This window comes from Saccharothrix sp. CB00851, assembly GCF_001905065.1.
In the GTDB taxonomy this organism is placed as follows: Bacteria; Actinomycetota; Actinomycetes; order Mycobacteriales; family Pseudonocardiaceae; genus Actinosynnema.
The window spans coordinates 140,652-152,667 of the sequence record NZ_LWLC01000007.1; the positions used below are offsets into that span (position 1 = coordinate 140,652).

Here is a 12,016-nt window from a genome sequence, read left to right on the forward strand (position 1 = left end):
CTGGGGGACCGGAGCGACAAGGAGCGGGTGGAATGGCTTCCTCATCTGCTGTGCAGGAATTCGCCGACGCGAACCTGCGGGCGAAGATGGCCAGCCTCGGAATGGCGATCCACTACACCCGGGCGGAGGGGAACACCCTCTACTACCGGGATGCGGAAAACCGGGAAGTGGCGGTCACCGATTTCGTCGGCAGCTTCGGTTCGCTGATGTTCGGGCACAACCACCCCGAGATCGTGGCCCGGGCGAAGGAGATCCTGGACAACCAGACCCCGATCTTCACGCTCATGCTCGGCCACTCGTACGCCAACGAGGTGGCCACCGCGCTGAACGCGATCGTGCGCCGTGAGCTGGCCACTGACGAGCCGTACTTCGGCTTCTTCGCCAACAGCGGCGCCGAGGGCGTCGAGGTCGTGATCAAGCACGCCGAGTTCGACCGGCAGGCGCGTGCCGCCGAGCTGATCGCCGAGGTCGAGGCCAACCTGGAGGCCGCTCGCGCCGCCGTGGCCGACGGCGCGGTCATCGCGGACGGTGCGTTCGACTCGCTCGGCCTGGCCGCGGCGGAGGGCATCGACGGGCTGGTCGCCGAGGTCACGCGGGCCAACGCCGAGGTGGCGGCGCTGCCGCCGGTGTTCCTCGCGCTGGAGCGCGCGTTCCACGGCAAGCTGGTCGCCAGCGTGAACCTGACCTACAACCCCGACCTGCGGCTGCCGTTCACCCGGCTGGGGCCGCGGGCGCGGTTCGTGCCGTCGGACGCGCCCGACCGGCTGCGCGAGGTCGTCGCCGAGGAGCGCCGCCAGGTGTTCGACGTCCAGGTCGCCGACGGCGTGGTGTCGGTGGTGCGGCGGGACTTCCCGATCTTCGCGGGCTTCTTCGTCGAGCCGATCCGCGGCGAGGCGGGCATCAAGCCGGTCAACGCCGAGTACGCCCGGGAGATCGAGCGGGTCTGCGCCGAGCTCGACTGCCCGATCGTGCTGGACGAGATCCAGAGCGGCATGGGCCGCACCGGGACGTTCTTCGCCAGTACCCACATCGGGCTGCGCGGCGACTACTACGTGCTGGCCAAGAGCCTGGGCGGCGGCATCGCCAAGACGTCCGCGGTGCTGGTGCGGGAACGCCGCTACCGCAAGGACTTCGAGCTGCTGCACAGCTCGACGTTCGCCAAGGACAGCTTCTCCAGCCTCATCGCGCTCAAGGTGCTTGAGCTGCTGGAGGCCGAGGACGGTGCGGCGTACCGCAAGGCCGCGGAGCGCGGCGAGCGGCTGACCGAGGTGCTCACGGGGCTCTGGAAGGAGTACCCGGACGTGATCAAGGAGGTGCGCGGGCGCGGGCTGATGCTCGGCGTCGAGTTCCAGGACCAGCTGGACGCGTCGTCGCCCGCGATCCGGGGCATCGCCGAGGAGGGCTTCCTCGGGTTCGGCATCGCGAGCTACCTGCTGCGCGAGCACAAGATCCGGACCTTCCCGACCGCGAGCGCCACGACGACCCTGCGGCTGGAGCCGTCGATCCACGTGACCGACGCGGAGATCGAGAAGCTCGACACCGCTTTGCGCGACCTGTGCGCCCTGGTCCACGCGCAGGACGACCGGTGGCTGGCGCAGGCCTAGCCACCCTCCCGACCTCGGTCCGGCCGACCCCGGCCACCCATCCCGGCCTGACCCAGCCGGGGCCTCGGGCCGGCCGGACCCTCCCCACCGCTGGACACCCTCCCCACTCGACACACCAGCCCACCCGATCCTGGCGCCGACCGGCCCGGCCGAGCCGACGCGCGCCCGGAGCCGGACCGGCCCGGCCGACCTCGGTTCAGCCGACACCGGCCACCGGTCCGGTGAAGCCGGCTTCGGCCGAGCGTTCCCCGGCCGATCGACCCCGGCCGAGCCAACCCGACACCGGCCCAACCGACCCCCGGCCCTATCGACGGAGTGCCGCGATGAGCAACCCGAACCGTCCCCTGGTCATCGACCCCACCGGCCGTGACCTGCACGGCACCGGCGAGCGCCTGCGCGCCCTCGGCCGAGCCGCACTGGCCGAGCTGCCCGGTGGCGTCGTGGTCTGGTGGGTGACCGACCACGCCCTGGTCAAACAACTGCTGACCGACCCGCGGGTGTCCCGCGACGCCTACCGCCACTGGCCCGCGTGGGGCAACGGCGAGAGCGAGCTGGCCAAGACCTGGCCGCTGGCCATGTGGGTCGCCGACCGGAACATGATCACCGCGTACGGCGCGGAGCACACCCGGCTGCGCAAGATGGTGGCCAAGACGTTCACCGCCCGCCGGACCGCCGCCCTGCGCCCGCGCATCGAGAGCATCACCGCCGAGCTGCTGGACAAGATGGCCGCCACGCCGCCCGGCCGGCCGGTGGACTTCCGCCAGGAGTTCGCCTACCCGCTGCCCACGCAGGTGATCTCCGAGCTGCTCGGCATGCCCGACGACATCCGCGACCGCCTGCTGCGCGCGGTGGCCGCGATGCTCCAGACCGCGGTCACCGAGGAGGAGGCCAAGGCCAACGAGCAGGAGCTGTACGGGCTCATGGCCGACCTCGTCGAGGTCAGGCGCGCCGACCCCGGCGACGACCTGACCACCGGCCTGATCACCGCACGTGCGGAGGACGGCGGGCCCGGCCTCACCGACCGGGAACTCGCCGACACCCTGCTGCTGATGTTCACCGCGGGCCACGAGACCACCGTCAACCTCCTCGACCAGACGGTGTACGCCCTGCTCACCAACCCCGACCAGCTCAAGCTGGTGCGCGCGGGCGAGGTGACGTGGGAGGACGCGATCGAGGAGTCGCTGCGGCTGGAGGCACCGTTCGCGAACCTGCCGCTGCGGTACGCCGTCGAGGACATCGAGCTGCCCGACCTGGTGATCCGCAAGGGCGAGGCGATCGTCATCTCGTTCAGCGCGGCGGGGCGCGACCCGAAGGTCCACGGCGGCACCGCGGACCGGTACGACACCCGGCGACCGACCCGGCGCGACCACATCGCGTTCGGCCACGGCGTGCACCACTGCGTCGGCGCGCCGCTGGCCCGGCTGGAGGCGTCCATCGCGATCCCCGCCGTGTTCGACCGGTTCCCCGACCTGGCGCTCGCGACCCCGGCGGAGTCGATCCCGATGCTGGAGTCCTTCATCTCCAACGGGCACCGCGAACTCCCGGTCCACCTGTCCTGACCGCCAGACCCCGTTGGCCAACCAACCTACGTTGTGGAGCACAAGCACATGAGCAGGTACGCGGACAAGAAGGCCGTGGTCATCGGCGGCACGCACGGGATGGGGCTGGCGATCGCCGCCGCCCTCCTCGACGAGGGCGCCGCGGTGGTGGCGACCGGTCGGGACGAGACCAACGTGGACAAGGCGGGCGCCGAGCTGGGCGAGCGGGCCGCGGTGGTGCGCTCGGACGTCACCAGCATGGGTGACATCGCCGCGCTCGGCGAGCTGGTGGCCGAGCGGTTCGGGCGGTTCCACTACCTGTTCGTCAACGTCGGCACGGCGGTGCTCGAACCGATCGTCGCGGTGACCGAGGAGAGCTACGACCGCCAGTTCGCGGTCAACACCAAGGGCGCGTTCTTCACCGTCCAGCGCCTGCTGCCGCTGATGGAGGACGGCGGCGCGATGGTGTTCACCAGCTCGATCGCCGACGAGGGCGGCCAGCCGACCATGGGCGTGTACTCGGCGACGAAGGCGGCGCTGTTCTCCTTCGCCCAGGTCCTCGCCTCCGAACTGCTGCCCCGCCGCATCCGGGTCAACGCGGTGAGCCCCGGGTTCATCGACACGCCGAGCATGGGTGTGCCCGGTTTGACGGCGGAGCAGCGGACCGTGCTGCAGGCTGTCGGTGACGAGATGACGCCGATGAAGCGGCACGGTTCCGCGGAGGAGGTGGCGCGTGCCGCGCTGTTCCTGGCCGCCGACGCCACCTTCACCACCGGCGTCAAGCTGCCCGTCGACGGCGGTCTCGGCGAGAGGTTGCAGTACCCGCAGTTCTGAGCAGAACAGAAGATCAACCCCTGCTTCGACCGCGGACCGCACCGGTCCGCGGTCGAAGTGGCGTACCGAAGAGGAGGCCAGGTTGGCCGAGCGGCTTGAGTTGCTCCCGGACGACTGGCAGCGCGCGCTGGCGATCATCGCGCACCCGGACGACATGGAGTACGGCGTCGCGGGTGCCGTGGCGGAGTGGACCGCGGCGGGGCGGGAGGTCTCCTACCTCCTGGTCACCCGCGGCGAGGCCGGTATCGACGGCCTGCCGCCGGACGAGGCGGCGGTGGTCCGGGAAGCCGAGCAGCGCGCCAGCGCCGCCGTGGTCGGCGTGTCCACAGTGGACTTCCTGGACGGGCACCACGACGGCGTGATCGAGGGCGGTGTCGCGCTGCGCCGCGAGCTGGCCCGCGAGATCCGCCGCCACCGCCCCGAACTGGTGGTCACGATCAACCACCACGACACCTGGGACGGCAGCTCCTGGAACACCCCGGACCACCGCGTGGTCGGCCGCGCGGTGTTGGACGCGGTGGGTGACGCGGGCAACCGCTGGATCTTCCCCGAGCAGCTCGCCGACGGCGCGTTCCAGCCGTGGGACGGCGTGCGCCACGTGGCCGTCGCCGGATCACCGCACCCCACGCACGTCGTCACGGTGGGGGAGAAGGGTTTCGAGCTCTCCGTCGCGGCGCTGGCCGAACACCGCGCCTACCTGGGTGCGCTGCGGGACGAAGATCCCGCAGCCCAGGCCCGCGGCACGTTGACCCAGATCATGAGCGACATCCCGCCGGGCTTCGGCGCCTACGGCGTGACGTTCCAGCTCTACGGGCGCTGACCCGACGGTGGCCGAACCCGGCGCCCGACGCGGTCCCGTCCGAGGGGGCCGCGTCGGGCGCCGTTCCTTTCACGCGGCGAACTCGACCGCCTGGCGCGCGGCGCGCTCACCGGACTCGATCGCGCCCTCCACGAACCCGACCCAGCCCTCGACCAGGCCGTCGTTGGCGAAGGTGAGGCGGCCGTGCGGCTGGAGGATCGAGGGCAGGTGCTCGAACAGCTGACCCGGCCGCCGGAACGACCACCCGCCGCGGGTGAACTCGTCACGGCCCCAGTCGTGGGCGCGCACGTCGAGGACCTCGATGTCGCCGAACAGGCGCACCGCCTCCACCAGCCGGTCCCGGTCGCGCACGTCGAACGACGCGTCCTGGCTGAAGCCGATCAGCAGCTGGTCGCCGTCGTCGAGCTCGTAGTAGGTGAACAGCGACGAGATCGGGTAGCCCTCCGGGGCGTGCGCGGAGATGGCGCCGACACCGCCACCGGCACGCAGCCAGAACTTGGCGCTGGCCGGCACGGACAGCTTGCTCGCGGCGGCCGAGACGTGGACGTCGGGCAGGCCGTTGCCGAACCGGATGGTCTCCCAGGCGCTCGTCGGGACCGCGACCACCACGACCGGCGCGGAGAAGACCTCGCCGCCGCTCGTGGTGACCCGCACCAGGCCGCCGTCGTCGTCCACCGCCGTGACGCGGGTGCCCAGGCGCAGCTCCGCGTCCGCGTCACCGACCATGGCCTCCAGCAGACCGCTCATGCCGGTCTCCGGGCTCATGCCGATGAGGGTGTTCCACCCGTCGACCGTGCCGCCGGGCAGCTCCCACCACTGCGCCAGACCGGTGTACGCGCCACGGGCGCTGTCGCCGCCCGAGTAGGTGCCGGTGATGTTGCTCAGCCAGCGCTCGTCGCGGGTCGACAGCCCGAGCCGGTCGAGGTGGTCGCGCATCGACAACGCGTCGGCCTCGCGCAGCCGCGCACCGCCGAGCAGCGGCTCCTCCGGCTCCGGGAACAGCTCCCGCGACCCGGCGAAGTACTTCGTCAGCAGCTGCCCGTAGTGCCCGAACGCCTCCGCCGGGTCGATCGGGCCCACGCCTTCGTCGGTCGGGAACACCGCGTGCTCCGGCATCACGCCCTGCGGCACGAGCGCGATGCCGTAGCGCTCCAGCTCCTGGCGGACCCGCGGCTGGTGCGGTGAGAACCAGGCCGCACCCAGCTCGATCCTCTTGCCGGCGAAGGTCTCGGTGCGCGCCCGGCCGCCGACGCGGTCGGCGGCCTCCAGCAGCAGGGGGCGCAGGCCGGCGGTGGACAGCTCGCGCGCGGCGGTCACGCCGGCGAAGCCCGCCCCGATCACGATGGCCTGGTGGGTGGGTGCATCCGATGTCTGGCTCACGCTGGCTCCCGGGTGGTTGGCGGGTGGTCGGCTGCTGCCGGTGCTCCGGCGTCCGCGCGGATCAGGTCCGCGGCGCGTTCGGCGATCATCACGGTGGTGGCGTGGGTGTGGCCGCGCGGCAGCCGCGGCATCACCGCCGCGTCGACCACGCGCAGCCCGGCGACACCGCGCACCCGCAGGTGCGGGTCCACCACGGCGTCCGGATCGTCGGCACGTCCCGCGCGACACGTGCCGACCGGGTGGAACAGGGTCTCGGCCCGCGCGCGCACCAGCTCGCCCAGCTCGTCGTCGGACCCGGGCAGCGGGGGCTGGTCGGCCAGCAGCGGGCTCAGCGCCTCGCCGCGCAGCAACCGGTCGGCGAACCGCAGACCCGCGCGCAACCGGTCCACGTCCGAGGGTTCGGTGAGGTAGCCGGGGTCGATGCGCGGCGGCGTGGCCGGGTCGGCGTCGGCGAGGGTGATCCGGCCGGTGCTGTCCGGTTGCAGCAGCACCACCGCCACGGTGAACCCGGCACCTGTCGGGCCTTCCTCGGTGAACGCCACCGGCGCCCAGATCAGCTCCAGGTCCGGTGGGCCGGAGCCGCCGTCGGCGCGCAGGAACGCCACGGCCTCGGTCATGTTCGAGGTGAGCGGGCCGAGCCGGTGCTGGTCGTACCGCTCGCGGTGGGCGGGCGTGTCGGCGGTCGCGAGCCGCACGGGTACCGCCGCGTCCCGCACGAGGTCCACGGCCACGTGGTCCTGGAGGTTGCGGCCGACGCCGGAAAGGTCCACCAGCGGCGTGACGCCGGCGGCCCGGAGGTGGTCGGCGTCGCCGATGCCGGACAGCATCAACAGGTGCGGTGAGCCGACCGCGCCCGCGCACAGGATCACCTCGCGCCGCGCGGTCAAGGTCTGCCCGGCCAACTCGACGCCGGTGGCGCGGCCGTCGTGCAGCAGCACGCGACGCACCTGCGCACCGGTGAGGACCTTCAGGTTCCCGCGTTCCAGCGCGGGCCTGAGATAGCCGTCGGCGGCACTCCAGCGCGCGCCGTTCGACTGGTTGAGGGGCGTGAGCGAGGAACCGGTGTGGTCGGGGCCGCCGATCCCGCCGGGCACCTCCTTCAGGCCCAGGTCCGCGCACGCGTCGAGGAAGCGCGCGGTGCTCGGGTCCGGGTCGCGGGGCGGCGAGATCCACAGTGGACCATCGGTGCCGTAGGTGTGCCCGTCGGCCTGGTCGCCCGCCCACCGCTCGGACCGGCGGAAGTACGGTCGCACCGCGTCCCAGGACCACTCCGGGCCCGCGGCGGCGACCCACGGGTCGTAGTCGTCGCGGTGGCCCGGAACCCACATCTGGAAGTTGACCGACGACGATCCGCCGACCACCTTGCCGCGCGGCCAGTACACCTCGCGACCGGCCAACCCGGACTGCGGCACGGTGGTGAAGCCCCAGTCCATCGAAGTGCCGAGCAGGCGTGCCGCGTGCAGCGGCACCCGGATGTCCGGGTCGTCGTCCGGTCCGCCCGCCTCCACCAGCGCCACCCGGACGCCCGCGTCCTCGGACAGGCGGGCGGCGAGCACGCACCCCGCCGAACCGGCACCGACGACGATGTAGTCGAACTCAGCAGCCAATTTCCACCCCCAGCATGGTTGGTGCGCACGGGTCGACGCGACGCGTGCCGTTCAGCCGGCCGCGCGTTCAGGTCGGGAATTCCGCGGCGCTCAGTTGCCGTGATCGGCGCCGAGGCGCACCGGGAACGTGATGACCGTGCGGGAGATCCAGTCCTCGGTGTAGTGGATCTCGTCGCGCGGGATGGCCAGCTCCATCTCGGGGAACCGGGTGAACAGCGCGGGCAGCGCGATCTTGGTCTCCAGCCGCGCCAGGGCCGAGCCGAGGCAGTTGTGCAGGCCGTGGCCCAGGCCCAGGTGGCGGGGACCGGTGCGGGTGAAGTCCAGCCGGTTCGGGTCGACGTACTTGCGCTCGTCCCGGTTCGCCGACTGCAGGGCCGCCACCACGGGCGTGCCCGCGCGCAGCCGCACGCCGCCGAACTCCAGGTCCTCCTTGGCGAAGCGGAACAGGCCGATGGTGAACGCGCCGTCGTAGCGCAGGAACTCCTCCACCGCCGCGTCGATCAGCTCCGGCTGCTCGGCCAGCAGCTTGCGCTGGTCGGGGAAGTCCAGCAGGCCCAGGCTCGCCGAGCCGACCAGGTTGCGGGTGGTGTCCAGGCCCGCCAGGATCATCAGCGCGATCATCGACGCCAGCTCGTCCTCGCTGAGCCGGTCGCCGCCGTCGCGGGCGGTGATGAGCGTGGACGCGAGGTCCTCACCCGGCTCCCGCCGCTTCTCCTCGATCAGCTCACGGGCGTACTGCTCGATCTCGCCGTACGCCAGCCGCACGTCGTCCTGGCTGTCCGGGGCGGGGTTGAACGCGCGCTCGATCGCCGAGATGGTGTCCTCGTAGCGGTCCAGCCGGAACCCGAGGAAGGCACCCATGACCTCCGCCGCGACCTGGCCCGCGTAGTCCATGAGGTCCGGTTGCTCCTGCGCGGCCAGCCGGTCCAGCGCACCGGCCACGACCCCTTCGATCGTGCTCTTCCACTGGGCGATCTTGCGGGGCGTGAACGCGCTCATCGCGAGCTTGCGCACCCGCGTGTGGTCCGGCGGGTCCAGCACGGTGAGCGTCTTCTCGAACACCGTGCCCTCGCCGAGCACCATGCCGGAAGCCTTGAACTCATCGCTCGCCCACGCCGTGGCATCGGTGCTGAACCTCGGGTCGCCCATCAGCTCCCGGACGTCGTCGTACCGGCTCACGATCCACATCGGCACCTCGCCGACCGGGAATCGGAACTCGTGCATCGGCGCGTTGTTCCGCAACCACTCGAACGCCGGGTAGGGGTCCTGGTAGTACTGGTAGTCGAAAAGCCCGGGGGCAGGCGTCGAGGGTGCCACTGCTGTTCTCCAGGGGTGTGCGAGGCCTGACGACGAACCTGTCCCGGTCGTCGCGATCCGTTGATCCGGAGTTTATGGAAACGGGCACCACACGCCGGTAACCCGACGTTCTCGACCGCGCTCGCGAGAAAACCGTCCCGGCTGGTTACCCGACGGTTACCAGCCGGTGTGGTGAGAATGGCACTGAAAGCCTGAAAAGTGTCGGGAGTCGCCGACGAGCGCGGGGACGAACGGCGCCGGGGGCGGTGCGGCCGCTTTGCAGAAGTAGGGGTTCGTGTCATCCCGCCGACCTGGCTTTGCTCTACCACACGCGTCAAGGGGGCACCTTCCGGCATGACCGGCGGATTGGGCTGGAACTGCCCCCTTGACGCGTGTGGTAGCCCGGAGGGAGGTCGGTGGGATGACACGAGCCCCGGGACCACGCTGGGTCAGCAGTTCCCGACGCAACCAGACCTCGAACGGAACCGGGGGATGTCATCCTGCTGATCTGCCCGTCCGGCGTCCGGCGAGGACGCTTTTTAACGCTTTTCAAGTTCTCAAGCCCCCACGGGCGGCCGGGCGCGCTCTCTCCGCGCCCGACCACCCATAGGCACTACGCGGCGGGCTCGTCGATCACGGGCCGGTCGACGGCCATGAACCACCGGCCGTTCGAGTCCCGCGTCATCACATCAGTACACGTACCGGTCATCCTGACCGGCGTCCCGTCCTCGCCGGGCGCCTCCAACTCGAAGTCCACGATCAACAGCCGGGTGTCCCCGGTCGTGTAGACCTCGCGCAGCGTCGCCGACAGCGAAGGCTTCGCCGCCAGCATCTGCTTGATCGCCTCCACCCGAGCCTGTCCGGTCAGCGGCTGACCGGACAGGTTGGAGATCGCGTCGGCGTGGTAGAGCCGGTCGAACAGGTCGCCGTCGCCGGAGTTGAACGCGACGGTGAAGACCTCGTTCTGCTGGTCGGGGTCGTCGGTCAGGACCAGGTCGAGACTGCCAACGGTGTCGGTCACGATCGCTTCTCGCTTTCGCCTGTCGTGCTCACAGGAACGGGCTGTCCGGGTCGAGGCCGAGCAGGACCCGGCCGTGCACTTCGAGGTTGGTGCTCAGCAGCAGCAGGCCGTGCTGCGCCAGGCCCTGGATGTCGCGGTGGAACCGCTGGAGCGGCACGGCGCGCTGGATGACCGTCGCGCCGCTCGCGGTGTAGAGCACCTCGACGGCCTCCTTGGCGAGCTGGATCGCGAACGCGGCCTGACCGCGCATCGCCGCCTTCTCCGCGTCGGTCATCGGCTCGTCCGCGTCCGCGCGCTCCTGGAGCAGCCGCAGCCACCGGTCCTGCATCGCCTCCGCGGCGGTGATCTTGTTCGCCGCGGTCGCCACCTGGATCTGGGTGAGCGGGTGCTGGGACTGGTCCGTGTGGTTGGTGTAGGCGATGGCGCGGCCCTTGACCCGCTCCAGGAACAGCTCCAGCGCACCCTTGGCGATGCCGACGTAGGTCGCCACCGCGGAGGCCAGCACGAAGCTGAACAGGCCGTAGCCGCGGCCCGGGGTCGGGGTGCGGTCCGGTGCGGAGCCCAGGATCGCGTCCACGAAGGTGATCACCCGGTGCGCCGGGACGAACACGCTCTTCGCGGTGGACGTCGAGCTGCCCGTGGCGGCCGCGGCGGAGGTGTGCCAGTCGTCGGCGACGGTGAACTCCGACATCGGCACGATGGCGACGAGCTCCTCCTGCGTGCCGTCCGGGTGGTGCACGGTCGAGGTCGCGATGTTCCAGTCCGCGCCGCGGCAGCCGGAGTTGAACCGCCAGCTGCCGTCCAGGACGTAACCGCCGTCGACCGGGGTGAGCGTGCCGTTCGGGGTGAACCCGCCGGAGATGCGCACCGAGTCGCTCGCGAAGACCTCTTCCTGCGCGCGGTCGGGGAACAGGGTGGCCAGCCAGGTGCTCGACGTCCACACCATGGCCACCCAGCCGGTCGAGCCGCAGCCCCGGGCCACCTCGGTGAGCACCCGGACCTGGTCCTCGATCGGGAGGTCGAGCCCGCCGTACCGCTTGGGCGTGGCGATGCGGAACACGCTTGCCTTCTCCAGCAGGGCGATGTTCTCCTCCGGGAGCCAGCGCAGCTCCTCGGCTTCCCGGCCGTTCTCCAGCAGCTTGGGGACGATGTCCTTGACGGCGTCCACCACGGACGCGACGTCGGTGAAGGTGTTGGTCACGGGTGCTCTCCAGAATCGTTCTCGGTCAGCGCTCGGCGCCGTGGGGGTGGTCGATCACGTGGCGCCACCGGCCGTCGGCCGCGCGGCGCAGCACGTCGACGGCCTGGCCGGACATCGTCTCGGTGGTGCCGTCGGGCTGGGGGGTCTCGACCATCCAGTCCACGATCATCAGGGCCGCGTCCGCGGTGACGTGCGACTCGCGGATGGTGGCGGTCATCTTCGGCCCGCCGCCGAGGATCTCGGCCAGCGCGTCCCTCCGGGGCTGACCGGTCATCGCCTGGCCCTCCCACACCGACACCGCGTCGTCGGCGTAGAGCGCGAGCAGCAGGTCCGGGTCGCCGGAGTTGAACGCGCGGACGTACACGTCGATGTGGTCGTGCGCCTCGGTGACCGGTTCGAAACCGGTCGTGGTGGTAGCCATGTCAGGTTTTCTCCCTTTCCGGCGTTGAACTATTGACGTCCGCAGGGATTTCGTGATGAAAAGTATTCCGGACCCGCCCCACTTACCGCCCACCTGTCGGTAACCGGAACGCCCCGCGAGCGGTAACCGCGGCGCCCCGCGGGCGGTAATCGGGTGCCGCGCGGGCGGTCGAGACCCGACGTGTACCGGGCCATTACCGGCGTCGTGCGAGATTCGACTTCGAATGGCCGCACGTCTGCCCGCGCCCGCACCGGTCGGTCGACTCCGGTTGCGCCGAAAACACCCTCGCGATTC

At 71.3% G+C, this 12,016-nt stretch carries 10 protein-coding genes; 4 read left to right on the plus strand and 6 right to left on the minus strand.

Going from position 1 to position 12,016, the window contains the following annotated elements; genetic code table 11:
• The first annotated feature begins 32 nt into the window (after window positions 1-32).
• From A6A25_RS09410 to A6A25_RS09425, 4 genes are all read left to right on the plus strand, one after another.
• Window positions 33-1,604 (plus strand): aspartate aminotransferase family protein, encoded by a 1,572-nt coding sequence (locus A6A25_RS09410; protein ID WP_073887724.1) that lies wholly within the window; start codon window positions 33-35, stop codon window positions 1,602-1,604.
• A gap of 323 nt (window positions 1,605-1,927) precedes the next feature.
• Complete coding sequence (locus A6A25_RS09415) at window positions 1,928-3,163, plus strand: cytochrome P450 family protein (RefSeq protein WP_073887727.1); 1,236 nt, start codon at window positions 1,928-1,930, stop codon at window positions 3,161-3,163.
• Window positions 3,164-3,211: 48 nt separating this feature from the next.
• Window positions 3,212-3,976 carry an SDR family oxidoreductase gene (locus A6A25_RS09420; RefSeq protein WP_073887730.1) on the plus strand — a complete coding sequence of 255 codons (765 nt, stop codon included), beginning with the start codon at window positions 3,212-3,214 and terminating at the stop codon, window positions 3,974-3,976.
• Between the two features lie 82 nt (window positions 3,977-4,058).
• Window positions 4,059-4,796, plus strand: a complete 738-nt coding sequence (locus A6A25_RS09425; RefSeq protein ID WP_073887733.1) for a PIG-L deacetylase family protein — start codon at window positions 4,059-4,061, stop codon at window positions 4,794-4,796.
• A 69-nt stretch (window positions 4,797-4,865) separates the two neighbouring features.
• Here the strand turns inward: A6A25_RS09425 and A6A25_RS09430 are convergent, their stop codons facing one another.
• The 6 genes from A6A25_RS09430 to A6A25_RS09455 form a co-directional block, all read right to left on the minus strand.
• Window positions 4,866-6,176, minus strand: coding sequence for a flavin monoamine oxidase family protein (locus A6A25_RS09430; protein WP_073887736.1), 1,311 nt, complete (start codon window positions 6,174-6,176; stop codon window positions 4,866-4,868).
• Entirely contained in the window at window positions 6,173-7,783 is a 1,611-nt protein-coding gene (locus A6A25_RS09435) for a GMC family oxidoreductase (protein ID WP_073887739.1), read from the minus strand. The genes A6A25_RS09430 and A6A25_RS09435 overlap by 4 nt, the downstream gene beginning before the upstream one ends.
• A gap of 90 nt (window positions 7,784-7,873) precedes the next feature.
• Window positions 7,874-9,100: a cytochrome P450 family protein gene (locus A6A25_RS09440; protein WP_073887740.1), complete on the minus strand. Its 1,227-nt coding sequence runs from the start codon at window positions 9,098-9,100 to the stop codon at window positions 7,874-7,876.
• Between the two features lie 592 nt (window positions 9,101-9,692).
• A complete protein-coding gene (locus tag A6A25_RS09445; RefSeq protein WP_073887741.1) occupies window positions 9,693-10,100 on the minus strand; it encodes a YybH family protein in 408 nt (135 codons plus the stop codon).
• 28 nt (window positions 10,101-10,128) lie between these two features.
• Window positions 10,129-11,301 (minus strand): acyl-CoA dehydrogenase family protein, encoded by a 1,173-nt coding sequence (locus A6A25_RS09450; protein WP_073887742.1) that lies wholly within the window; start codon window positions 11,299-11,301, stop codon window positions 10,129-10,131.
• A 25-nt stretch (window positions 11,302-11,326) separates the two neighbouring features.
• The gene (locus tag A6A25_RS09455; protein ID WP_073887743.1) at window positions 11,327-11,722 is read right to left on the minus strand and encodes a YybH family protein; all 396 of its coding nucleotides are present in this window, start codon (window positions 11,720-11,722) and stop codon (window positions 11,327-11,329) included.
• Window positions 11,723-12,016: the final 294 nt, after the last annotated feature.